General features: G+C 56.2%; 9 protein-coding genes. 3 read left to right on the top strand and 6 right to left on the bottom strand.

What is annotated here, in order from left to right:
* Window position 1: 1 nt before the first annotated feature.
* The gene (locus R2A130_RS01155; protein ID WP_009462979.1) at window positions 2-13114 is read right to left on the bottom strand and encodes a choice-of-anchor C family protein; all 13113 of its coding nucleotides are present in this window, start codon (window positions 13112-13114) and stop codon (window positions 2-4) included.
* A gap of 240 nt (window positions 13115-13354) precedes the next feature.
* Here R2A130_RS01155 and R2A130_RS01160 point away from each other — a divergent pair, with 240 nt between their 5' ends.
* Window positions 13355-15598 carry a CHASE2 domain-containing protein gene (locus tag R2A130_RS01160; protein WP_009462980.1) on the top strand — a complete coding sequence of 748 codons (2244 nt, stop codon included), beginning with the start codon at window positions 13355-13357 and terminating at the stop codon, window positions 15596-15598.
* A gap of 121 nt (window positions 15599-15719) precedes the next feature.
* Here R2A130_RS01160 and R2A130_RS01165 read toward each other — a convergent pair whose 3' ends face one another.
* The 3 genes from R2A130_RS01165 to R2A130_RS01175 form a co-directional block, all read right to left on the bottom strand.
* Entirely contained in the window at window positions 15720-17042 is a 1323-nt protein-coding gene (locus R2A130_RS01165) for an HlyD family type I secretion periplasmic adaptor subunit (RefSeq protein WP_009462981.1), read from the bottom strand.
* Complete coding sequence (locus tag R2A130_RS01170; RefSeq protein WP_009462982.1) at window positions 17043-19301, bottom strand: type I secretion system permease/ATPase; 2259 nt, start codon at window positions 19299-19301, stop codon at window positions 17043-17045.
* Window positions 19302-19440: 139 nt separating this feature from the next.
* Window positions 19441-20871 (bottom strand): TolC family protein, encoded by a 1431-nt coding sequence (locus R2A130_RS01175; RefSeq protein ID WP_198008600.1) that lies wholly within the window; start codon window positions 20869-20871, stop codon window positions 19441-19443.
* A gap of 385 nt (window positions 20872-21256) precedes the next feature.
* Between R2A130_RS01175 and recA the strand changes: the two genes are divergently transcribed.
* Together recA and alaS are read left to right on the top strand one after the other, a co-directional pair.
* Entirely contained in the window at window positions 21257-22363 is a 1107-nt protein-coding gene (gene recA / locus R2A130_RS01180; protein WP_009462984.1) for a recombinase RecA, read from the top strand.
* 216 nt (window positions 22364-22579) lie between these two features.
* The gene (gene alaS, locus R2A130_RS01185; protein ID WP_009462985.1) at window positions 22580-25234 is read left to right on the top strand and encodes an alanine--tRNA ligase; all 2655 of its coding nucleotides are present in this window, start codon (window positions 22580-22582) and stop codon (window positions 25232-25234) included.
* 21 nt (window positions 25235-25255) lie between these two features.
* Here alaS and R2A130_RS01190 read toward each other — a convergent pair whose 3' ends face one another.
* Window positions 25256-25615, bottom strand: a complete 360-nt coding sequence (locus tag R2A130_RS01190) for an MmcQ/YjbR family DNA-binding protein (protein ID WP_009462986.1) — start codon at window positions 25613-25615, stop codon at window positions 25256-25258.
* Between the two features lie 144 nt (window positions 25616-25759).
* Window positions 25760-26971, bottom strand: a complete 1212-nt coding sequence (locus tag R2A130_RS01195) for an NADP-dependent isocitrate dehydrogenase (RefSeq protein ID WP_009462987.1) — start codon at window positions 26969-26971, stop codon at window positions 25760-25762.
* Window positions 26972-26988: the final 17 nt, after the last annotated feature.

The following is a 26988-nucleotide window of genomic DNA, read 5'->3' on the forward strand; positions in this document are numbered from 1 at the left end:
CCTAGGAAATGTTGAGCAACTCGACCTGAACGTCTTCATCCACTGCCACGGTTGCGGTGAAGCCGCCGCCATTGCTGGCTGTGAAGACGTCGTAGCCGTCCATTGCCGAACTCGCAATCGTATCGAGCGACCAGCCACTTCCCATGAAGTCGTCGTGATAAAGTTGGAGAACGTCACTGGAATCGCCTTCAACCAACAAAGTATCGTTTGAAATTCCAAGCGCGGCCAATATTGATGCGTTACCTTCCGTGGAAAGGTCGATAACATCGTTCTCGGAAATTTTTAGTTTGGTTTCGCCATTTCCCGCTTTCAGATCGAACGTCTCGATACCGGTGACAGTGTTCGTTCCCCCACCGGTGGCCAGATCGAGGAACACACCGCCTGCGTCAAGCTGCAGAATATCTTGGCCGGTTCCGCCATCAACGCTGGTAAATGCCACGTCTGCAACTGTGATAACGTCATTGCCGCCTTGGCCGCTGATTGTGTCCGCGCCACCACCGCCATCAAGCCGTTCGTTGTTGGACGAGCCTGCGATGATGTCGTCATTGAACGAGCCGGTCACCCATTCGATGCCTGTCAATGTGTGAGAGAAACCGTCTTCATCGAAAGCACCGTCTGCGGTGCCCGCAGTCAAATCGACGTCGAGTTCTGAAGTGTCGCCAACGAGATCGTAGCGAACCCGGTCGATACCAGCGCCACCGTTAATGTTATCATCGCCACCAAGCCCTATGAAGGTTTCATCGTTCGCCGTACCGATGAAGGTGTCGGTGTCGCGCGTACCGACAATTTCTGTAATGCCAAGAGCGCCGCTCACTGTGTCGCTGTTACCAGCGCTGTGCGTAATCGTTCCGGCAATCAGATTGGCGACGATGGGGGACACAAAGTTGAAGCTGTAGTTCACCCGAACCACGCCGGAGTCGATCTGGAAGCTGTTGTTGCCCTCCAGCGCCGTGATTTCCATGTAGGTGTTATCGCCGTTGTCGATGGTGAAGCTGTCGTTGACCGTCGTTCCAAAAATGTGGAACCCGTCCGATTTGTCGTTCACGACGTTCTGGATATTGAAGATTGTGTCGGTGCCTTCGACGCCGCCATCCTTAAGGATCGTGCCGGTGTTGTTCACTCCGTCCAGATCAGCGGTGATCCCCCAGTCTGTTACAGCTGAATAGCTGAGCCTCTGCTCACCCATGCGGCTGAAGCTGTAGTCGAATGTATAAGAGCCGAACTCTACGAAAATCTGGTCGAAGCCGAAATTCGGATTGCTTTCAAACGCGCGATACCAAGTGCCGTCGTCGCCATCGGCAGTTATTGGGTCGTTTGCGCCATCAATGCCATCAACACGCGTGAAGATGAAAAGCTCATCCGGGTTGGGAAGCACTGTGAGGTCGATGCCCCTTACAATGAATTCCTCAAACCCCGAACCGCCTGAGCGAACATTGATGATCGTAAGGTCTTCAACGGCAGAATAGAGGAAGCGATTAAAATCAGCCGTACTCGTTACGCCGAAGTCGGAAACGTCGATGAGATCGCCATCGGCAAGGCTGAAGTCTTCGATATTGCTGCGGTTGTCGCCGGTGGATTCCAATTTGAAAACAAAGACATCGGAGCCTTCGCCGCCAATCATCACGTTCAATCCGTCCGCGCCGATGAGCGTATCGTTGCCGCCTGATACGCCTGCCGCACTTCCTTCGTCGCCGATGAGAGTAACCGCGCCGCCTAGACCACCCGATCGCAGGACGTCATTTCCTGCGTAGCCATTCAGGACTTGGGAGTTTGTTTGGCCGGTGATCATATCGTGAGATAGACCACCATTCACGTTCTCAATGCCGCTAACTGTATCGGTGCCGCCAAAGCCATCTTGCGACACCTGCTCCGTTGCTGCGGATAAATCGACAGTTACGAAGTCTCGTGCCGACCAGTGGCTGATGCTGTCGATACCTGCGCCGCCCGTGATGGTGTCATCGCCACCACGACCCTGAAACTGGTTATCGCCGCCATTGCCGGTGAGCACATCACCGAAGTCGGAGCCTTTGATTTCGGTCGCGCCGGTTATGCTGTTGCTGCCGATCTGGTTGCCGTTGGACGCATTGATATCCGATGCTATCCCTGTCGCCAGATTGACCGAGACACCCTCGCTGGCGTTGGTGAAAGCGACCCGACCTCGGCTTGCGCCTGTGAAGTCGACCGTATCGTCACCGCCGCTGCTCAATTCCACTTCCACACGGTTGCTGGAATGGCTGTTCTCGAGGCTGCCATCAATGCGGAAGAAATCGCCGGACGAAGTATCATAGATCGTGCGCACACCCGTTACGCTGTCAGTGCCGCCATATCCGTCCAGAACGGAGCTTGCTACGACGCCCAGATAATTGGCGGAAGTCAGGTTGGCGATGATGCCCAGTGGGTCGTTGCTGTAGTCGAAGACCACCCATTCGAACCAGCGTGTTGCATCGTCAGAAAACGACACATTGGCCGCCATCAACTGATCGTCGCCCGCGCCGCCGATAAGGCGAACGGCCGAGAACGTGCCGCCGATCAACAGGTCGTTGCCTGCGCCACCATCCAGTGTTTCGCCTGTTGTGGAGAAGTCCTGAACGCCGCGACCGGAGATGAGAATGTCGTCTCCGTCTAGACCCAGAAGTGTGTCGTCACCGCCATTGCCGAGCAGCGCGTCACTGACAGCAGTACCCGTAAGCGTTTCATCGCCGGTCCCACCGAATTCCGCGCTGAAGACCAGGAAATCTGCGGGGAAGGGGGCGCCGTTCAAATCATAGTTTTGCAACAGCAATGTATTGCCCGCGCCGTCGATGTCGATCAGCGTGTCGCTTCCATTCAAGGTCACACTCTCGAAATCGCCCAACGCATTGATGCCACTGTAGTCAAACACCAGCCGGTCGCCAGAGGTGGTGGGGTCGAAGTCTTCGATAACATCAACACCGCTGCCGCTTGTGATGATGAAGACATCACCTCCGCTGCCGCCAATAAGAGTATCGTTGCCGCTGCGCCCATCAATGATGTCAGTGCCGCCGCGACCTTCAAGACGGTTATCAGCCGTGGAACCGAGAATGGTATCGACGCCGATATTGGAACCACGAACGCCTTCGATATTCGTCAGTGTTTGATTGAACTGCCCATCGCCCCAGATGCCAACCGAGCTGTTGGCGGCAAGATCGAGTTCGACAGACGCTGCTCCCAAACGGTCGTAACGGATGGTGTCGAAACCACTGCCACCGTCAATGACATCATTGCCTTGGCGAGCGATAAACTGCTCATCTGCGGCAGACCCGATGATGCTGTCGTCGAGATCGGTGGTGCGGATAGATGTGAAACTTCCCGGGCCGGTGATCGTGTCGGTACCGCCAAAGCCATCATTGATGATCTGGTTGGAGCCGAGCGAAAGATTGATCTGAACACCGGTTTCCGGCTGCTCAAAGTTCTCATCACGCCGCAGATCGAGACGAATGTTACCGGAGATAATGTTATAGACATCGTTACCGCGGCCACCGCCCACCTGCATGAACTGGGTTTCATCGGTTATCGGACCATTATCGATATTGAACGTGTCCGTCTGCGCGGAACCGTAGAGGCCAAAACCGCCATCTCCTGAATAAACCGCTGCAGCCACGTCGATGATTGTGTCGATCTCTCCCGCGCCTTTATCGATGGTGGCAGTATTTGTCGCAGCTGAAATCGTAGCGACCAAGCCGCCGGTCAATGCCGCATATGAAATGCCCTGATAGCCATTGCCGTTGCCGGTAAAATAGTAGCGGTCACTGCCGCGTGAGCCGGCGCTGAAATCGCTGGTAGAGGCGTTGTTGCTGCCTGTGATGATGGTGTCATTTCCGTCCCCGCCATCGAAACGTTCGCCTACTGCTGCATCGGAACCGATCAGAATATCGTTCCCATTGCCCCCAAATAGAAACTCCTCGTCGTTTGAGATATTGCCGCCTGAGACGAAGAAATCGTCCCCCGTCGTCGGGGTGAATGTATCTCGCGCGGAGCTGCCTTCCACAAAGTTGATCGTGCTGTCGGTCACGCCATCCACGGTGATCGTGATCGAGCGGCTGAAAGTTTCCGGCCCTGATACGACATCGAAGAACACCACGGCATCAATGGATGAGCCGGTCTGCAGCGCATCAAGCAGTCCGGTATCGAGTTTCACCTCGTCGCCTTCGACGTAGAAGAGCTGCGAACTTCCGGCAAAGCCCGTGTTCAAACCGTCGACAATGGTGATGCTATCGGGGTCAATCATCGGCGTGCCGTCAGGGTCGCTGGCGGTGAAGGTGGAGTTCAGATCTATGGAGGCGATGGAAACCACGCCTTGGTCGCCCTCGACTAAATTAGTCGGATCGGTTGTTGCTGAGACTGTTGCGGCGTCGTTGACTGACAGCACATTGATGGTGAGCGGGAAGCTGTCCGTCAACGCAAAGCTATCGGTGACGTCGATAGTGATATCAACATCGCCGAAGAAGTCGGCAGGGGGCTGATAGCGGAAACCGTGGTTCTGAAGCCAGTCGTTGATGTCGGCGCGTGTGCCTTCAACCGTGACCGTGCCGGTGTTGTTATTCGTGATTGCGCTTCCGAAAATGCCGTCACTGGAAAACACCGTGAACGTTCCGGTCGGTGCCGTGAGCACCATGGTCATGACTTCGTCAGGCCCGTCGCCGTCGGCAACCTGGAAGTCGCGGAAAACAAGGCTGCCATCTTCGGTCATCGGCGCAAAAGTCGGGCCGGCACCTACCGTGCCATTGGTGGTGAATGTCGTGCTGCCAGAACTGTTGACGAAGGTGCCGGAAAGCCCGTCCCACTGCGCAGTCAGGACTGGAGGATTTGCTGCAAACGCTTCGCCCCGTGCGATGTTGAGAATATCTGTCGGCGACAGCAGTTCGTTCCAGATTGCAACGTCGTCAAGACTGCCGTTGAAGGTTTGTTCGGATGCAAAGCCTCCGCCCGGGGAATCCTGTTCCACTCCAAATGCTATGATTCCGCCATTGGCTGGCGCGATCAAACCATCTAGCGGCAGCGCGCCTTCTACCAGTTCGCCATCGAAATAGATGTCCACGGTCCCTGATGAAACGTTGAAATTCACCGTTAGGTGATGCCACTGCCCATCATAGGGAATTGGCTCGCTTGTGGAGACTGTTCTACTGGAGTTTGCGACCGTCAGCGTGCCGTCTGGCCGCCTCAGAATGTTGATCTCGTTATCGTTGGTATTGTCGAGGTGATAGGAGAAATATGGTTCCAACGGGAAACCCGGCGCCCCAGCCTGCTCAAATCCCGTGTCGCGCACCCGAAGCGATATTGCAAAATCTCCGGTCGGAAACTCGGTCACCGCATCTGAAACCGCGTAATTCGCCACCGACCCATCAAACACCGCAGGTGTCAGGAAGCTCGCTCCGCTGGCATCGATCACCGGCGCACTCGGCACGGGTTCTACATAGATATAGCTCGTGCTCGTGCTCGATTGCGCACCGCCAGAGCCGGTGTTGCCCAGATCGCTGACGGTAAATGTCACTTGCGAGAGGCCGCTAAAGCCTGCGTCTGCCGTGAACGTTATCCCGCCCGCGTCTGCAAAGGTTGCCGCGATTTCTGCAAGCGTTCCTTCAAACGTGGTCACGGCAGGTGTTACCGTCACATCGCCGGGGCTGACGCCGCCTAGTGTCGAGTTCACAAAGACACTGCCGCCTTCGGCAGTCAGCTCGACACGAACATCTTCCATGCCCGCATCTATATCCGCCAACGAAAAGCCGGTGATGGGGATAATCCCGCCTTCAACACCAGTGTTCAAGACCTCGCGGACCACGACGTTGTCGAGCAAAACGCCATTTCTGATATTGGCATCAAGGCTGGTAAAGCTGAGCGATGTAGTGGTCGTTGATGCGGTGAACACCAAAGACTCCGTCACCCACGGCACAACTCCGGCTCCGGTCAAACCGCTTGTGTCAACGCTGAACTGCTCGCCAAGCCCGTTCACGCCGACCTCGACGTCGCGGATCGTTTCTCCGTCCCCGAACGCTGCGGACAGTCCGAACTCCACCACATATGTCGCGCCCGTCTGGGTGCTCAACTGGGTGACGATTGCACCGGTCCGGTCGCCGTGCAAGTCGATTGCATTTTCCCCTTCCAGGGCAACGACTTCCGCCGCACCGGCTGTGGTATCGATATGATCGACATTACCGCTCAAAACAGTCCAGTTAGTGATGGCGGTGCTACCGGCTTCTACCTGCACTCCCGGCACGCCATCGGCAGGTCCTGATTCAAAGCCGCCATTGAGGGCAATATCTGCCCCTAGGTTTGCCAGTTCTGTCACCGGCGCATCGTTCACCGGATCGATTGTCACGGTGATCGTGCCAAGCGCGATATCCGTTCCACCGCCCGTGCCGGTATTGCCGTTGTCGTTCACTGTCACGTCGATCGATGTCGTGCCGCTAAACTCGGCAGGGCCGGTATAGAAGACGTCCGGTGACGCGCCAAAATATGCGTTCAGCGCGCCCAATGTGCCGGTCACGGTTGCTGTCGAACCGACTGAGCCGACTGTAATGCCGGTATCGCCGACGATAGAAATGGACCCGGTCGCAGGCGTGAAACTGACAGTCAGCTCGCCTGAGCCTGAATCTACATCCGCCAGTGAAAGCCCCACAAGATCGAGCGCTGTCGTCACGTCTTCATCAACGTTTTGAGTAAGATTTAGACCGGTCGCTGTCGGATCGTCGTTGAACGCTACAACGTCTACTGCGATAGCGCCGACCACGACATCCGCGCCGCCGCCCGTGCCGGTGTTGCCGCCGTCATTTATAGTGACGGTGATGTTGTCTGCACCAACAAAATCCTGCGTGCTCTGATAGCGAAGGTCTGAGGCCGAAGAGAAATAGGTGTTCAACGCCGCTACTGTGCCTGTCAACGTTCCTACGCTGCCGGACGAAAATGCCGTCACGCCGGTTCCGCCGGTCACGATGATCGAGCCGGTATCTGCGGTGAACGTGACTGTGAAATCGCCGCCACCAGCATCGACATCATCGATCTGGAAGCCGGTTATCAGCACGCTGCCTTCGGCGTCTTCTACAACGGAAACGCTGACCGGAAGACCTGTACCGGTGGGGTCGTCGTTGATGGCGGCTATATCAATATTGAGTGTTGCCGTTGCTGGTGTCGCAGCTCCTGGAAACTCCCCGCCGTCCTCGAGCAACAGCTCGATTGAGTCAGTTGCGCCCTCTGAGCCGTTGTGTGTGTAGCTGACCTGGCCATCGCGCAATTGCTGGACGGTGAAGCTGGTCGCTGCAGACCCATCTACCAAAATCGTGCCGTTAGTAGGCCCCGTTGTCGCGGTGAAAATGAGAGAACCATCGTTATCGTCGATATCGGTTCCGTCCAGATCCGCGGTCGTGAGTGCGACTGTATCTCCTTCCGTAACCGTCGCCAGAAGATCACCAGTGATGACCGGTGCGTCATTGCTGCCAAGAATAGCCAACAAAAGCGGGCCTTCATCGGTCAGGCCGCCTGGGTCCGAGAATGTATAGGTGAAACGCTCATCAACGCGGTCGCCAGTCCCCAGCTCTTCATAGGCGCCATTTCGCGTGAAAGTGAAATTGCCGTTGGCGGAGAATCTGATCTGCGCGCCGCTGGCCAGCGTGAAGTTGGTGCCGATGGGAATGCTTGTGCTCGTTCCTTCAATGACAACGGAGGTGAGGAACAATTCGGACGTCGCATTGTCAGGATCGCTGGCAAACTGGCGAACGGTATCGGAAACCGTGAATGCAGCCTCGCCAATGCTCACCGTTCTGCCCGCCGCATCGGGCGCGTCGTTCACCGGATTTACGGTAATATTCAGTGTAGCTGTGTCCGCCAAGGAACCATCGGAGAGCGACAGACCGATAGTGTCGCTGGTGGTTTCCGAGCCGTTGTGCCTGTAGCCCACCAAACTATCGCGCAACTGCTGCACGGTGAAAGTGGTGTCAGCAGAACCATCGACTAGCAATGTGCCATTGGCCGGGCTGCTTGTAACTGTGAAGATGAGATCACCGTCGGCATTATCGATGTCGGTGCCGTTGAGGTCTCCGATGCCGAAGAACTGCGTTTCGCCCTCGTCGAGACTTCCTTGCAGATCGCCCGTAATCTCAGGCGCGTCATTCACCGGATTTACAGTGAACGTAATCGGACCCAGATCGATGTCTGTGCCACCGCCCGTGCCTGTGTTTCCATTGTCGTTAACAGTGACATTAATCGTGGTTTCACCATTCAAATCGAAGGGAAGGGTGTAAAAAACGGTTGGAGTTGAACTGAAATAGGCATTCAGCGCAGCCAAAGTTCCGCTCACCATAACCGTCGTTCCCGCGGTGGTGATTGTGATGCCCGTATCGCCGACGAAAGATAGACCGCCCAGTGAAGGCGTGAAGCTGACGGTCAATTCACCAGCTCCAGCATCAATGTCTCCAAGTGAGAAACCGTCGAAATCCACCGCCGCTATGACGTCTTCATCAGTGCTTTGAGCCAGCGGCAGGCCGCTGCCCGTCGGGTCGTCATTCACCGCATCAACTGTCACCGCGACCGTGCCGAGCGCGATGTCCGTTCCACCACCGCTGCCCGTGTTGCCGTTGTCGTTCACCGTAATGTCGATGCTGGCTGCGCCGTTGAAATCAGCGGGGCCTGTATATGTGACTTCCGGAGAGCCTGCGAAATAGGCGTTTAGCGCGGTTACTGTGCCTGTCAGCGTACCAACATTGTCGCTTCCACCCACCGTCACGCCTGCGCCGCCGACGATCGCGATGACGCCGTTTGAGGACGTGAATGTCACGGTCGCATCGCCCGTGCCGGCATCAGCATCCGAAATGACTATGTTTGAAACATCCAGCGTGGACTGGATGTCCTCGTTAGCTGAAAGCGTCGTCGGCAGACCGCTGCCACTTGGATCGCTGTTCGCGCCAACATTGATGTTGAGGTTAAACGTGCCGCTTGTTGGCGCAACGCTATCGGCGCCATCATCTGCAATCGAGAAGTTGAAGCTGTCCGTGGTCGTGCTGGACCCATTGTGCACGTAAACCACATCGCCGGCACGCGACTGCCCAACGGTGAAAGAGGTGATCGCAACTGTAGGCTGTGATGCCAAGGCTATGATGCCGTTCACCGGTGGCGTGTCCACACTCACGGTAAGGCTGGTGTCTTCGTCGTCGACATCAAGCCCGTCGATATGAGGGGCGTTCAGGACTATCGTGCCGCCATTGGCAACCGAACCGCCGAGCGATCCGCCGATGGTAGGCCCATCATTGCTGCCGGTAATGGTGAATTCCACCTGATGTGGGGTCAGTGTACCGTCAACATTCAGATCGAACGTGGCGATGAAGTTCTGTGTTTCACCGTCGCCCAGATAGTCGAATGATGCCCCGTCAAACAACACATTATCTCCGGACATTGAGAAAATGCCCCCTGCGGCTGGCGCACCCGGTACGCCAGAAACAGATTCAAAGAACGAAACGCTGGTCCCATTGATAGAAGCAACGCCGGGGCTGTCTATGTCGGTGACGGACACGGTGTCCAAGAGGTTGAACTGGCGTTCCGCAACGCTTTCCCCAACGAAAGCTTCATCTAACGCCGCAGGCGGCGTGATGGTGATTTCCGGCGCGTCGTCTTGTGGCTCCAGCGTTACCGCAATGGTGCCAAGCGAAATATCGCCGCCGCCACCTGCGCCATCATTACCGTTGTCATTGACCGTGACGCTGATTGTGGCCGTGCCGTTGAAATTTTCAAGGCCGAGATAGCTTACGTTAGCCAGCTCAGAGAAATAGGTGTTCAGCGCGACAACAGTGCCGGTCAGTGTCGCTTCGCTTGTGGAGCCGCCGACGGTCACGTCTCCATCAGCGACGATGATGATGCTGCCGATTGAAGCGTTGAATGTGACTGTGACGTCGCCGCTAGTGGCGTCCACGTCGGTAATTTGAATGGCGCTAACGTCAAGCGGCGCGAGTGTATCTTCGCTGGTGAAAAAAGCGCTCGGCACACCGCTGCCGCCGGGATCATCGTTCACGGCAGAAACGGTAACGGCGACGGTTCCGATCAGCACATCGGTGCCGCCGCCGGAGCCTGAGTTGCCGTTATCATTCACTGTAACAGCAATGCTGGCTGCGCCGTTGAAGTCGGTCGGGCCCCGGTATGTGATTTCCGAGCTGCCTGCGAAATAGGCATTCAAGGCGTCTACAGTGCCTGTCAGCGTGGCAACATTGCCGGTGCCGCCAACAACGACATCAGGGCCGTTGATGATGACCATCGTGCCATTGCTGGATGTGAATGTAACCGTCACGTCGCCGCCAGCTGCGTCGGCATCAGCAATGACAATATTGCTTACATCGAGCGTCGATTGGATATCTTCGGTCGCTGTCAGGCTGGCTTGAACGCCTGTGCCCGAAGGGTCCAGATTGCCGTTATCAATCGAGATGATATTGATAACGGAAAGCTGCGCTTCCGCACCATCTGCACCATCATCTGCAAGCGAAACGGTGATCGTGGTGTCCACACGCACCGTGCCATCGTTATTGAACACGATTGCGCCACCGCGCAGATCGCCCAGTGTGAAACTTGTTATCTCCGTTCCGGGCGCACTGCCCAGCGCGAAAAAGCCGTTGGGTGCAGGATTGGTGACGGTGATCGTCAGACTGTCGTCTTCGTCATCTACATCGAATGCGTTCAGCGTGTCGGTACCGACGGTAACAACGCCGTTCAAATTGACGCTGATCTCTTCACTGCCCGAGGAAACAGGCGCATCATTGACGCCATTGACAGTGAATTCCACCAGTTGCGGCAGCGTTTCGCCGTTCACCACGGCGTCGAAGGTCGCGATGAATGAAGCGTCTTCGCCATCGCCCAATGTGTCGAATACGATGCTGTCGAAGGAAACTAAGCTGCCTGAAACAGTGAAGAGGCCTGGCGCTACAGCGGTGCCTGCGGCGCCACCGACCGATACGAAAATCTCAACCGTGCCATCGGTAACTGTAAGACCAGCGGGTGATCCGCCCAGTGTCGCAGTGGCAGCGTCGGCCAGATCGAACGTGCGAACCGTGTCGACCTCGCCCACCAAAGCCTCGGTGAACGGGTCGGGAGGTGTAACCGTAACTATCGGAGCAGCATCGTCGGCCCCTTCGATAGTCAGCGTCAGTGTGGCCGTATCTGTGTTCCCGTTGCCGTCATCGAGAGTGTAGGTGAATGTCTCGACGACAGATTCACCGTCATTGAGATTCTGATAGTTGTTACCGGGTTCAAAAACGTAGAGCCCGTTAGGCAGGAAGGTGATCTGGGCGTTGTTGGTCAGCACCAGAGGCTCGCCCATGATGAACGGAAAACCTGCATAGGTGACTTCCGTCACGGTCAACACATCCGGCTGAGGACTGGTGTCGGGGTCGCTGTCATTCAGCAGAAGATCGCCGATAAGATCACCGTCATCTTCGCTGCGCGTTATGGCATCGTCACCTGCTGTGGGCGCGTCCTGCACCGGATCAATCGGCAGGGTCAGCTGGCCTGTGACGGCAGATGTGCCATCGCTGGAGGTGATCGTCAGGCTACCGTTGCCATCGGCATCAGAGGAAGGGCGGTACGTGAGGCCCGGGCCTTCGCTGTTGGCGTTCAGTGCTGCTTCGATTTGTTCGGCCGTGCCGTTGATAACGAGGCGCTCGTCATTTGTGCCGGTACCCTCGAGGATTGTAACACCGCTATTGGGGTTGATGGTCACTGTGGAACCCGCAACCAACGTCACAGTTAGTGGGCCACCGGTATCCGTGAAAGAAAAACCGGTGAGAATGACGAAGCCGTCTTCCGTGACGGAGCCGTTGAAATTTGGGAACGTGAAGCTAGGACCCGTAGCCGTGACCGGACCGGTGTCTATCGGCGCATCATTGGGAACATCGGGAATAACGATATCTAACGGTGGACGTGGGCCGTTAGGTTCGTCGCCCACACCGGGGGCAGGTGGATCAAGCGGTGGACCGTCGCCACCAAGGGTTTCGGTAGCGCTTCCGATCTGTGGCACGCCGGGCCTTTCGTTCAGACCCGCAACGTCGGTTTCCAGACCTGAACCAAGTTCGCCACGACGGTCGTCATCGGGCGCATCCGGGTTGTTACCATCAGGTCTGTCATCGTCAGGTGCGTCGTCAGGCCGATCCTGATTGTTTGGCCCGTTGTTGGGTAAATACTCGCCCCCGTCGCGCACACGTCCTTCGGCGATTTCGTAAGCCTGTGTCGCTCGCGCAAACAGTGCATTATCCTTCGCTAGATCGCCCGGAAGTTTGGGAACTTCGCGGGTCTGCCCGTCGACCGGTGAAATAATCCACTTGGTTTCCGTACCGGTGACGCTAGCAATCGGGCTGCCGTCAAGGCCTGTAATCGTGAAGTTGCCCAAGCCGCCATCTGGGTCGCGCACCAGCGAGATATCAACCGTGCTGACACCGTTCACAGTTTCGATATCCACGCGCACGGTTGTGCCGCGGATACCCATGGTGGCAACGGGGGTGATCACTTCCATGCCACCTGTTTTAGCAACCTGACCTGCGATGAAGACGAACGAGCCTTCCACCAGATTGAACACGCCGGAATTGCTATCGCTGGCCGGATCATAGACCAACTCGTTCAGCACCATTCTGGAACCGGCAGCGAGTGTGAAGATCGTGCCGTCTTCGAAGGTGATCGAAAGTGATCCGCCATCTGCTGTGGCAACCACGTCGTTGGGGAAGACTTGCGTACCCAGAGACAAAGTTTCCGTGGTGCCGTCTGAGCGTTGAACTGTTGCCGTGCCGGTTAAGGTCTCCACCTGACCGATGGCCTTTGCACCAGCAGCGACAGCTGCGCCGGGGGCGCCCTGGGCGACCTGCCCTGGGAAGGCGGGGCCAGCTAGAGCTTCCACAACGTCGCCGGTCAGACGCGCGCCATCGGGCGAAACGAGGTCTGCCGGTTCCGCGTTATCGAAGTAGTTTTGCAGCCGCAGCTCACTGCCGCGATCATCGCTCAGGATTAGGTCGGAGCCTTGGCGGGAATACTCTGCATTGAAGAGCAGATAGGGGTTCTCGACGACTATGGATTTCGCTCCCGCCGCTTCAAGCGATGGTGTGAAATCAATGCCGTGTTCAGAATCAAGACGAGCCATGACGACCCCCTATACGTCGCGTCCATGCCCCTGCTGTGGTTTATGTCACACTTCGCGCCCAACTGCGAGTCTGGCGAATTCCGCGCCATGCAAATTATTACAATAAAGTTAAGGTGTTACAGTTCTGCACAGCTTGCCCATTGCGCCTTCGGTCAGTGGCAGGTCACATGGCGGTTACCGACGGGGCGACAGTTGGTGAAATCGGGCTGAGAAATCGGCTGCAAGGGGAGTTTAGGCGCCATGTTGGGTAGGTTTCGCCGCTTTGCGCGCTCAATCGGCTGGAGTCGCATCGCTGGTCTCGCCGTTCTCGCGGCATTAGTTTTCCTGCGGTTTGCCGATCCCGTACCTGTTCAAACTCTGCGCCACATCGCATTCGACACCTTTCAGCGCATAAAACCGCGCCCCTATACCCCCCAACCGGTCGTCATCGTTGATATTGATGAGGCCAGCCTGCGCGCTTACGGCCAATGGCCGTGGTCACGAACACGGCTGGCACAGCTGGTTGAAAACCTCACCCGTTACGGGACCGCAGCAACCGCTTTCGATATTGTGTTTGCTGAAGAAGACCGCCTGTCGCCGGATCTTTTTGCCAAGGACAACCCGTCGCTTTCGACACGGGTGAAAACGGAACTGTCGGCGCTGCCATCGAGTGATGAAACCTTTGCCGCAGCAATTGCTGCGGGCAGGGTGGTGTTGGGCGAAACCAGCGTGCGGAGCCGGCGGGATGCCAACGAGGACGGCCGCAAACCTGTTGCTGTACCCAATGCAATGCTTGGGCCGGACAAGCTGGACTTCCTGCGCAATTTCGAGACGGTGGTGCAGAACATTCCGGTGATCGAAAAAGCCGCGAGTGGTTACGGGCTGTTCACCGTTTTGCCCGACGCAGACGGCGTGTTCCGCCGCGTTGGCCTCGCCATGAAAGCGGAAGGGCAAATGCGCTTGTTCCTTGCAATGGAATTACTGCGCGTTGCAACGGGTGGTTCTGCCTTCGCGATCAAGACCAACGAAGCGGGGATTGAAGGCATCGTTCTGGGTCGTCAGTTGGTCCGCACCGGCGCGCACGGCGATGTTTGGCCATGGTTTTCAAAAAGTCGCCCGGAGCGCTTCGTTTCAGCCAAGGACGTGTTGGAATTTGCTGCTCCCGTAGACGCACTGCGCGGCAAGCTGGTGCTCGTTGGCACCTCCGCCATCGGCTTGGAAGACTACCGCGCCATTCCGCTTGGTGAACTCATGGCAGGGGTCGAAATTCAGGCGCAAGTGCTTGAAGGGGTGTTGTCAGACCAGCTTCTCGTCCGCCCCAACTATGCCGATATTGCCGAAATTGCGCTGCTGATCGTGGCCGGTTTGATTGTTATCGCAGTGCTGCCGATGCTATCAGCAAAAATGGCGATCCTTGTGTCTGGCAGCGTTCTGTTTGCGCTGGTAGCTGGGTCTTGGCTCGCGTTTGACCAGTACCGTATTCTACTCGATCCCAGCATCATGCTTGCGATGTTGATGGTCCTTATGGCGTCGTTTAGCTACATCGCAGAAGAGCGCCAACGACAACAAATCCGTGGCGCATTTTCGCAATATGTGTCGCCTAAACTGGTCGATCAATTGGCTGATGAACCAGACGGTTTGCAGCTCGGTGGTGTGAAGCGTGATCTTACGGTTCTGTTCTCAGATATTCGAAATTTCACAGGTATTTCAGAAAGCTACAAAGAGCACCCCGAAGATCTCACGATCCTGATGAACCGGCTTCTGACAGACCTGTCCGACGGCATTCTCGAATATGACGGCACCATCGATAAGTTCATGGGCGACGCTGTCATGGCGTTCTGGAACGCCCCGTTGGACCACGACGATCACGCCTATTCGGCCTGCAAGGCGGCGCTTAAAATGGTGGTTGATGTTGCCGCGTTCGATGCCACCATCCAGCAGGAATTCCGTGAGCGGGCTGAAGCTGGCGAAGAAGAAGCGGTGGGGTGTCCCACCATCGGCATCGGTATCGGTATCAACACCGGCGAGTGTATTGTCGGCAATATGGGCAGCCACAGCCGCTTTGATTACACGGCGCTTGGCGACACGGTGAACCTTGGTTCGCGGTTGGAAGGCCAATCGAAGCCTTACGGCATTCTCATAGTCATTGGCTCTAACACGGCAGAGTTGGTGAGGAAGCGTCTGGCGGTGATCGAGATCGACCTCATTCGCGTGAAGGGCAAGACTGAGCCTGAACATATTTTCGGTCTTGTGGGCGACGAAGGGATGTTGGCCACCCCGAAATTCACGGACCTCGCGCGGCACAATGCCGACATGCTGCGGGCCTACCGCAAGCAGGATTGGGATACTGCGACCGCCAGCCTTGAACTCATCCGCGAATGCGATGATGTGCTTGGCTTGAACCTCGACGACTACACTTTCATCTACGAAACGCGCATTGCTGAATTCTCATCCAACCCACCGGGACAGGCGTGGGACGGCGTGTATTCCGCGACGTCTAAATAGAGAAATTCAAGCGACTACGATTGGGTCGCGAGGCGATCAAACAATCGCCCGGCGCTTATGCACCGCACCCGCGTAGCGAAGGCCGGTAGGCCGGTAGGCCGACAGCGTGAGCGCAAGAGTTTTAGCGTTCCCTGAAGGCTTCAGCCCGCGCCCGCAACACCGGTTTCAGCAGATAAGTCAGCACCGTGTTTGTGCCGGTCTGAATATCTACAGAAGCCACCATACCGGGGCTGATGCGGTTGCGTTCGGGGTTATCGCCCAGATGGTTCTTCTCGGTCTTCACGGTGATCTGAAAGAACTGCTCCCCGTTAGGGTCGGTGATGGAATCCGCCCCGATGCGGGTCACTTCACCGTCAAGCGAGCCATAGATCAGATAATCATAAGCCGTCAGCTTCACCGACGCTTTCCCACCCACACGAATAAACGCCACGTCCTGCGGACGAATGGAGGCTTCAACCAGCAATCCGTCTTCCGAAGGCACCACCTCGACCAGCGGCGCGCCTGGCTGAACCACCGCGCCCACGGTTGCGATATTCACCTTGTTCACAACGCCTCGCACGGGCGAACGCAACTGCGTGCGTGACACGCGGTCTTCTGCACCGAGTTCCGTTTGTTGCAGCACGGCCAACTCGCCCTGCAACTTCGCCAATCGCTCGTTCGCCGCCAGCTTGTAGGTGTTGCGGGTTGAAACGAGCTGTTTCTTAGCTTCCGAGATTGCGGCTTCCAGCTTTGGTATTTGTGCTTCAGCGACCGCTATATCGCCGTCGATTTCGGCCAATCGACTGGCAAGGCGCAAATAGTCGACCTCCGGCACAACACCGCGCCGCACCAGGCGGCGGGTGAGGGTGGTTTCCTTGCGAAGTGGCTCAGCCGTTGTCGCAAGCTTGGTCTGGCGTGCGCGGGCTTCCGCTAGTTCGCCCTGACGTTGGATAAGCCTGTCGTCGAGCACTTCAAGCTCGGCGATAAGCTGCTGCTGACGTGACTGGAAAACTTCCGTTTCGCTGGCCACCAGTTTGGGGTTTGCCACCGCGAATTCTTCGGCAAATTTCAGGGTTTCATCGCCCCGCGCTTCCGCCCGCAGCCGCACCTGTTCTGTCAGCAGCGCCTGCCGTCTGCTGGTCACTTCACCGAGGGTTGAGGAAAAGCCGGTATCATCGATGGTCATCAACAATTGGCCGGCTTCTACGATGTCGCCCGTCGCCACGCCTATTTCGCGGATGATGCCACCCTCCAGCGATTGCACGACCTGCAACTGGCTGGACGGAATTACGCGACCCTGACCGCTCGTTCGCTCTTCGATCTCGAAAAACCAAGCCCACGCCACGAAAGCCGCGATACCCAACAAGATGATGATAATCATCGGCCACGCGCCGCGCGAACGGTGTGCAGAATCTGTTGCCGCACTGCGGTTGATGAACTGGTCGTCTAGGGAACTGCCGAACATTTACGTTGCCCCCACAGGAGATTTTGCGCGCGCTTGAGCGTTGTTGCGCAAATCAGCCATCACGTCTTCGCGCGGTCCGTTGGCGATGATCTTGCCGCCCTCCAAAACGCAAAGCCGATCAACGACAGCAGCGATAGAGTTTCGGTGGGTGGATATGACCATGGTGACGCCTTTGGCCTGCAGCGCCTTCAAGCGTTCCACCACTAGCGTTTCTGTTATTGTATCCATCGCGTTTGTGGGCTCATCCAAAAATAGTACTTTGGGTTTGCACAAAAGCAGCCGCGCCAGCGCGATGGCCTGCCGTTGCCCGCCGGATAGCCGGTTGCCTTTCTCGCCAACGAACTGCGCCAATCCTTCGGGATTTTCAGAGATAAAATGGTCCATCCCTGCGAAATACAGCGCTTCCTCAATGGCAGATTCTGGCGCATTGGGGCGGCCAAGCACGATGTTCTCGCGGATGGTTCCGGTAAAGATTTCAGGGTCCTGCGGGAGATACCCGATTCCTTCTCTCAACACCGAAGGGTCGTATTGCTGGATCTCGTGACCATCTACGAGGATCAACCCGCTATCCGGCTGCGCCATATTGACGAACAATTTGCCCAGCGTTGTCTTGCCGGAACCCACGCGACCGAGAAGGCCAATGGTCTGGCCCGGCTCCAGCGTGAAGTCGATATTGTGCAACGCGCCTTTTTGAGCGCCGGGATAGGTGAACGACACATCCTTGAACTGCACCCTTCCTTCGCGCACCGAAAGCTCCGGTTTCAGGTCGCCGTCGCCCTCCACATCCAACGCCATGAAGCGGGAGATCGAGCCCAGCGACTTCATTGCCTGCTGCGCGCGCACCAGCGTTTGTGAAATGTTGCCCAGCGGCGCCAGCACACGACCTGCGAGGATGTTTGCTGCGATTAATCCACCTACCGTGATGCGTCCGTCCGCCACTAGATAAACGCCCCATAACACGATGATGACGCTGACACCCTGTTGCACCATCATGGTGGAGGTGATGGCGAAGTTGGACCAGAACCGTGTCTTACCATTGATACGCGTGGAGGCGGCTGACGCATCTTCCCATTCGCGCAACATCACGCCTTCGCCGTTGACGCTGCGGACTGTTTCCATGCCCAACAATGTTTCTATAAGAACGAGGTTCTTTTTGGCGGCGAGGTTCTGCGATTGGGTGATCGAGTTGCCGATGGGTGCCTGTGCCACCAACGCCAGTATGATGACGACGGGCACGGCAAGCAGCGGAACGATCGCGATGGGACCGACGATCAGCCACAATACGGTGACGAAAATGCCTATGAACAGCACGTCGATCATGGCGACGAAGCTGGAGGATGAGAAGAATTCCCGTACGGACTCGAAGTCACGAATTTGGCTGGCCAAGGCTGCAGCGCTGCCTTCGCGTTTTAACATTTTCACGGAAAGCGCTTGTTGGAACAGCGTCGAGGCGATTTTCAAATCAACCCGTCGTCCGGCGCGTTCGAGTATCGTCGTCCGTAAAATTTTCAGCAGCAGGTCGAGCAGCAGCGCAATCGATACGCCCAGCGCCAGCGTCCAAAGGGTTGTCATCGCAAGGTTCGGGATCACGCGATCATAAACGTTCATCACGAAGATCGGTAGCGCCAACGCCAGAATGTTGATGCCCAGCGCCGCTACCAGAATTTGACCCCAAGCCCCACGATTGCGGCGGATAGGGCCCCATAACCAGTGGCTTTGATCGCGATGCAGCGCGGAATAGCGCGTGTTGGTCATGGACGCTGCGATGTCCGGTGAGCGCGTGGCGAACACGGCGGTACCGGAAAGCTGCCGTTGTAATTTGCGGCGCGGTATCTCGGTCGCAAAATCACCATCGGCAAGGTCATGCACCAGCACGTCGCGGCCCTTATTGGCAAACGCGGTGACGATGAGTGGATTTCCGTCCTTCTTGAAAACCACACAAGGCAGCACGGCGGGCGGAATATCTTTCAACTTGCGTTGCACCATGGAGGCTTGAAGTCCGACATTGGCCAGCATACGCGGCAACATATCGTCGCCACGCGTGGCGTAGTCCGATGGCACGTTGCGTAAGACGGCGGCACGCGCATAGGGCATCTGATGATGGGCAGCCAGCCACGCTGTAACGGCAGGCATTACGTCCATGCCACTGTCACTCGCTAGCCCAGTCGCGGTTGATGGAGATGGAGCAGGGGCGGAAGCATCTGTGTCGCTTGCTATTTGCGGTTTTTCCGCCGGGCTCAGCTTATCGGTATTGTCCATGCGTTTTGCCTAATGCCCGCCCCAAATTTTCATCGGGCTAGCTGCGCTACATCCCCGTGCATGAAATACCAGCATGGCAAAACACGATATGACAAATGTCACTACGCTCAAAATATACTTAAGCCGTTATTTTGCGACGTTATTTCAGTGGCTCGATGTTAACATTGAAGAAGCGCTGGCTGGAAAGCGGGCGATCTCCACCGGAATTCAGCAAGCGGTTTTCGACATTGGGCGTTGGTGCGATAGAGCCTGCAGACACACCGAAGAATTTCGCCAATCGGCTCTGCGTAGCCTTCATACGGAAGGTCGCAAATCGATAGGCGGCGCGAACGCTTTGATACTGAAAGCGGGTGTTGAATAAAGCTCGTTCACCGTCCAGCACATCCAGTAGACTGCGCTTTGATAGCTCATATTCTTCGAGATAATTGCGAACGATCTTTTTGTTCGCTTCCACCTGCTTGGAAAGCAAGCTCGCGCGCAGGCGACCGTCGGAATAAGCGTTCCAGGAACGGCGGGCGAGCTCAGCAACATCACGGCGGCGTTCGTCCAACTGAAAACGCGCCTCGGTAACGCGGGCAGTGGCTGCACCAACTTGTGCGTCGCGCACGCCGCCGTCGTAAAGGCGCCATGACAGGCGAAGGCCGACATAGACGTCTGTTTCCGTACCGCGCGAACCATTGCGATCACCACCCCAAGTAGCGCGGCCGTTTACGCCAAGCTCGGGCAGTTTCTCGCCTTCGGCTGCATCAACGGCATATTCGTTTTGATTGATCTGCTTTTGCGCGGCCTGCACAGAGTAGTTGTTAGCGATGGACCGCTGAACCAATGCCTCCTTGCTGCGCGGCAGTTTACCGGCATTCGCGATTCGCATCTTCCGGCCTGGCTTACGCCCAACAACCTTTTGATATTTCGCAACTGCGTCTGCATATGCTTTCTGGATTTCCACCAACACTGCACGAGCCGCAAACACGCGCTCTTCGATCTGGAACCTATCGCTGGTTGGAGATTTACCTCCCTCAACACGGGCATTGATCTGCCGCTGGATTGCGATGTGGCGGTCGATATTGCGGCGCGCGATATGAATAAGGTCGCGATGACGAACAACATCGACATAGGCTTCTACCGCATTCAGCGCGACAGTCTCTTTCGTGGACAGTAGCCCGTACACAGCACCATCTAGGCGGGCACCTTCACGATACAGCCGGTTCGCGCGTCGATAGCCGTCATACAAAAGATAGGATGCCGATACGCCGACCTGACGTGCACCGCGCCATCTGTCGTTATCACTGGCACTTAGTGAGTTTTCATTGTCCACCCGCTGCGCGCCAACCTCGCCAAAGACATCAATCTTGGCATTGAATTCGCTGCGTGCGGCCTCAACGTCATGGGCGATCGCGCGTGTGCCCGCAGCTCTTGCAAGGCCGGTTGGGTTGGTTTTGATAGCATGACGCACGGCGCTCTTCATGCTTTCAGCAGCGGCAGGAGCTGTTGCGCTGAAGGCGGTAACAAACACAGAGGCAATTGCCAGCCGTACGGATACGGCCATATGGCTGCGCGTTCTCTTTGCCATGACCAGACCCCTCGCATGCAACATATGGATCGCTCTCAATCCGTTCTGTTATAAAATGTATGCGCCCCAGGCGTTTAGTGGCTTTCCTTCCTATAAAGAGTCAATCAATCGGACCGCAGAATAAAATGTTAACAAGACGTTAACCTTAAGCGTGTTGCCCCAGTGCCACGATTCTGTCGCATTTGATGGGCGTCGGATAAGCAGCCGATATTTAAGGTGCATCGGCTGATGCGTTTTTATTTTTTTCACGAGAACAAATGTGGACAAAAAAGAAAATAAACGAATTTTATCAATGTTATAAAGATGTATTGACGAAAAAGAACAAAGCTAGTACATCTGTTCCAAATTGCACATGCGATCACGCCGTGAAATAAGGAATCGAACGATGGCTGCACCGAACCTGAAAGTGGTTGAGGACAAGAAATTGGACAAATCGAAAGCGTTGGAAGCAGCTCTGGGGCAGATCGAGCGCGCCTTTGGTAAAGGCTCAATCATGCGGCTCGGTGCCAATGAACAGGCGGTCGAGATTGAGACAATCTCAACAGGCTGTATCGGCCTGGATATTGCGCTTGGCGTCGGCGGTTTGCCGAAAGGCCGTATCGTGGAAATCTACGGTCCTGAATCGTCGGGTAAAACGACAATGGCCCTTCACACGGTCGCGGAAGCCCAGAAAGAGGGCGGTATTTGCGCCTTTGTTGATGCCGAGCACGCGCTTGATCCTGTTTACGCTAAAAAGCTTGGTGTGAATCTTGAAAACCTGCTCATTTCGCAGCCTGACACCGGTGAACAGGCATTAGAAATTGCCGACACACTGGTGCGTTCTGGCGCTTGCGATATTTTGGTCATCGATTCCGTTGCTGCGTTGACGCCCCGTGCGGAAATCGAAGGTGAGATGGGGGCTTCGCTCCCCGGCCTGCAGGCCCGTTTGATGAGCCAGGCACTGCGGAAACTTACCGCGTCGATCTCCAAATCCAACACTATGGTTATCTTCATCAATCAAATCCGCATGAAAATCGGCGTGATGTTCGGTTCGCCAGAAACCACCACTGGCGGTAACGCCTTGAAATTCTACGCCTCTGTTCGTCTCGATATTCGCCGTATCGGCGCAATCAAAGATCGCGATGAAATCGTTGGTAATCAGACACGCATCAAGGTCGTCAAAAACAAACTGGCTCCCCCGTTCAAGCAGGTCGAATTCGACATCATGTATGGCGAGGGCGTGTCCAAGATGGGCGAACTGATCGACCTCGGCGTCACTGCTGGTATCGTTGAAAAATCAGGCTCTTGGTTCTCCTATGACAGCCAACGTCTGGGGCAGGGACGCGAGAACGCCAAACAGTTCCTTCGCGATAATCCCGAAGTTGCTGAAACAATTGAAAAGGCCATTCGAACCAATGCTGGCTTGATCGGCGAAAAGTTGCTCGATGAGCCAACCGGCAAGGATGAGGATGGGACCGATCCGGAGCTCGGAGAGATCGCAAACGGCGCCTGATCTGCATCACGCTACCGAAATCGAGAGGCCGCTTCTGATCGCTATCGGAGGCGGCCTTTTTCGTCTTAAGCGTATTCTCCATCTGACCATGAGACAGACGGTTGAATTTTTGGCTGTGATGAGGTCAAACCGCGCCCACAGAGGTGGGCGTTAGAAGCGTCGCCAATTCAACATTTGCAAGCTCTTCCGTTTGCAGTTCGACCAAGGAAAAATGCCATGAGCGGCGTCAACGACATCCGGTCCACATTCCTCTCTTATTTCGAGAAGAACGGTCACGCTGCGGTCGATTCATCGCCTTTGGTTCCGCGCAATGATCCTACATTGATGTTCACAGCAGCCGGCATGGTGCAGTTCAAAAACCTCTTCACAGGTCTGGAAACGCGAAACTACTCCCGCGCCACAACCTCGCAAAAATGCGTGCGGGCAGGTGGTAAGCACAACGACCTCGACAACGTTGGTTACACCGCTCGCCACCACACATTCTTTGAGATGCTGGGCAACTTTTCCTTCGGCGATTATTTCAAGGCAGACGCCATAGAATTCGCGTGGAACTTGCTCACCGAGGAATACGGTATCGATGCGTCGAGACTTCTCGTCACCGTCTATCACGACGATGACGAGGCTTTTGATCTTTGGAAAAAGATTGCCGGTTTGTCAGATGACCGCATCATCCGCATCGCAACCTCTGACAACTTCTGGGCCATGGGTGACACCGGTCCATGTGGTCCATGTTCGGAAATTTTCTATGACCATGGCGACCACATCTGGGGCGGCCCTCCCGGCAGCCCGGAAGAAGACGGTGATCGTTTCGTCGAAATCTGGAACCTTGTTTTTATGCAATTCGAGCAGGTTACGGTCGACGAACGCGTCAACTTGCCCAAACCATCTATCGACACCGGTATGGGATTGGAGCGCATCGCCGCCGTCCTGCAGGGCACCCACGACAATTATGAAATAGATCTGTTCAAAGCACTCATTTCAGCTTCCGAGCAGGCGACCGGCGTTGGTTCCGACGATAATACGCGCGCCAGCCATCGGGTGATTGCAGATCATCTGCGGGCGTCCTGTTTTTTGATCGCTGACGGCGTGCTGCCAGGTAACGAAGGCCGCGGCTACGTGCTGCGTCGCATTATGCGCCGCGCCATGCGCCACGCATCTTTGCTCGGCGCGCAAGACCCGCTGATGTACCGCCTTGTTCCCGCTCTGGTTGCGCAGATGGGTGAGGCATTTCCGGAATTGCGTCGCACCCAATCGCTGATGACCGAGACATTGAACTTGGAAGAGGTTCGATTCCGGAAAACGCTCACACGTGGCCTCGATCTGCTCGATACAGCCAGCGCTGATTTGAAGGCAGGTGATGCTCTCGACGGGCGCGTCGCGTTCAAACTTTACGACACATACGGTTTCCCTCTCGATCTCACGCAAGATGCTCTGCGCCGTCGCGACATTACGGTCGATACAGACGAATATTCGACCGCCATGGAAGAGCAGAAAGCTGTCGCTCGCGCCTCTTGGGCCGGTGCAGGGGGAGCCGCTGACGACGCCATCTGGTTCAAATTGCGCGAGAAACACGGAGCAACGGAATTCCTCGGCTACGAAACTGAAAAAGCCGAAGGTTCTGTCCTCGCTATTCTCCAGGACGGTGCTGAGGTGTCTACTGCAAAGAAGGGCGACGAAGTTTCGGTTATCCTAAACCAAACCCCATTTTACGCAGAATCTGGCGGGCAGATGGGTGACACTGGCACGTTGGTCGTCGGCGAAACGAAGCTCACTATTACCGATACTAAAAAACGCGGCGATGGCTTGTTCGTTCACATGGGTACGGTCGATTCCGGCACGCTGAAAGTCGGCGATGGCGCATCGCTGGAGATCGACCATGCGCGGCGCAGCAAATTACGCTCCAACCACTCTGCAACCCACTTGGTCCATGAAGCTTTGCGCGAAACCTTGGGCGACCATGTCTCTCAAAAAGGCTCGCTTGTTGCGCCGGAGCGTTTGCGCTTCGATTTCTCGCATTCAAAGCCGGTTGAGACTGAAGAGATGCGCCGCATCGAAGCCATGGCCAATGAATACGTGCTGCAAAACAGCCAAGTCTCCACCACCCTGATGGCCGTAGATGACGCCATCGAACTCGGTGCTCAGGCACAGTTTGGCGAGAAATATGGCGACGAGGTTCGCGTCGTATCCATGGGCAAGGTCGGTGAGGGTAACGAGGCCAAAGCTTGGTCATTGGAATTGTGCGGTGGCACCCATGTGAAGAACACAGGTGATATTGGTTTGGTTACAGTCGTCGGCGAGAGCGCCGTATCTTCGGGCGTACGCCGAATTGAAGCGTTAACTGGGCAGGCCGCACGCGAATATCTGCTACAGCAGGATGAATTACTGCGCAGCACAGCGGCCAAGCTGAAGACTACACCAGCAGACGTGCCAACCCGCGTCGCGGCACTCATAGATGAACGCAAGAAGCTCGAACGCGAACTCGCCGAAGCCAAGAAGCAATTGGCGCTCGGTGTTGACGGCGGAACGGAAGCTGCTGCCGAAGATATTGGTGGCGTTCAGTTTGTTGGCCGCGTTTTGCAAGGCGTCTCGCCACGAGACCTAAAGGGCCTGGTCGACGAAGAAAAAACCCGCATCGGTTCCGGCGTCGTGGCTATCGCCGCTAACAATGAAGACGGTAAGGGCGCGGTTGTCGTTGGCGTAACGAAAGATCTGACAGATCGTTTCGATGCTGTAGTTCTTGTGCGTGCAGGCTCTGAAGCTTTGGGCGGCAAAGGCGGCGGCGGTCGCCCTGATATGGCTCAGGCCGGTGGTCCGGATGGCGCGAATGTGGACGCTGCTTTGGATGCTGTGCGAGCTGCTCTGGCTGGCTGACACTTATTGGTTGAAGTCGTCTCAGCTCAACAAGCTGGTCTGCCGCTTTTTCGGTAGGCCGCTTATGATCAGCTCGCGGCTGCGGGCGATGTAGCCAGCAAGATCATCGTCATTGATTGTGCATTCGGGCAGGAACCGCAGCCAGCTTGGGCTGCGGAAATATGGTGCGATTTCTACACCTGTTTCCTGCCGTAAGAACTCCGACGCCATATCATCGACCTTGATCGTAAACGGACAGGTTGCGTCGCCGCTCTGATCGCGTGACCAACCGACAGCGAATACCTTGCCGCCGATCTTCCAAACATGCGCACCGCGCCACTGGATAACCATAGTGACGTTGGGCAGGGCGCTGCATGCAGCATCGAATGTTTTCAGGTTCATGCTGCGCTTCCAGTTTTCGCTTCTCCTACACTCTAGCACGAGCGCGTATTCAAGGCTCTCCGGTCGGTTGGCATAAGTCTTGGGCTGTCATCGAAGCTTGGCACCAACGAAAAAGGGCGACCTCATGGCCGCCCTTCGTAACTCTTAGCTCATGGCTTTCTGCAGGTTTTCGTCGACCTTATCGAGGAAGCCAGTGGTCGAGAGCCACGGCTGATCGGGACCGATGAGCAGCGCGAGGTCTTTGGTCATGTGACCTGATTCCACGGTGTCGATGCAAACCTGCTCCAGCGTGTCGGCGAACTTCTGCAACTCGTCATTGCTGTCCAGCTTGGCGCGGTGGGCGAGGCCACGGGTCCACGCGAAGATGGAGGCGATGGAGTTGGTCGACGTTTCCTCGCCCTTCTGGTGAGCGCGGTAGTGGCGGGTAACGGTGCCGTGCGCGGCCTCCGATTCGACGGTCTTCCCATCTGGCGTCATCAACACGGATGTCATCAGGCCGAGGGAACCGAAGCCCTGCGCCACGATGTCGGACTGCACGTCGCCATCGTAGTTTTTGCACGCCCACACGTAACCGCCGGACCACTTCAGGGCAGACGCCACCATGTCGTCGATCAAGCGGTGCTCGTACCAGATTTTCTTCTCTTCATATTTGTCTTTGAATTCGGCCTGAAAGACCTCTTCGAACAGGTCTTTGAACTGCCCGTCATAGGCTTTCATGATCGTGTTTTTGGTGGACAGGTAGCACGGCACGCCACGGTTCAGCGCGTAGTTGAGCGAGGCACGGGCGAAATCGCGGATGGAATCATCGAGGTTGTACATACCCATGGCGACGCCGGAGGATGGCGCATCGAAAATGTCATAATCTTGCGTGGTGCCGTCTTCGCCGACGAATTTCATGGTGATTTTGCCGGGTCCGGGGAAGCGGAAATCGGTGGCGCGGTACTGGTCGCCGAAGGCGTGGCGGCCAACGATGATCGGTTTGGTCCAGCCGGGCACGAGGCGTGGCACGTTCTGCATGATGATCGGCTCGCGGAAGATCACGCCGCCCAGAATGTTGCGGATCGTGCCGTTTGGCGAACGCCACATTTTCTTCAGACCGAATTCTTCAACGCGATCTTCATCCGGCGTGATGGTGGCGCATTTCACGCCTGCGCCGTATTTCTTGATCGCGTTGGCCGCGTCGATGGTGATCTGGTCATCGGTGTCGTCGCGGGCCTGAATGCCGAGATCGTAATATTTCAGATCGATATCAAGATAGGGGTGAACCAGCTTGTCCTTGATGAACTGCCAGATGATGCGGGTCATCTCATCGCCATCGAGCTCTACGAGCGGATTTTCGACCTTGATCTTGGACATGCGTATTCCTTCGTTAT

This window comes from Ahrensia sp. R2A130 (genome assembly GCF_000179775.1).
In the GTDB taxonomy this organism is placed as follows: Bacteria; Pseudomonadota; Alphaproteobacteria; order Rhizobiales; family Rhizobiaceae; genus Pseudahrensia.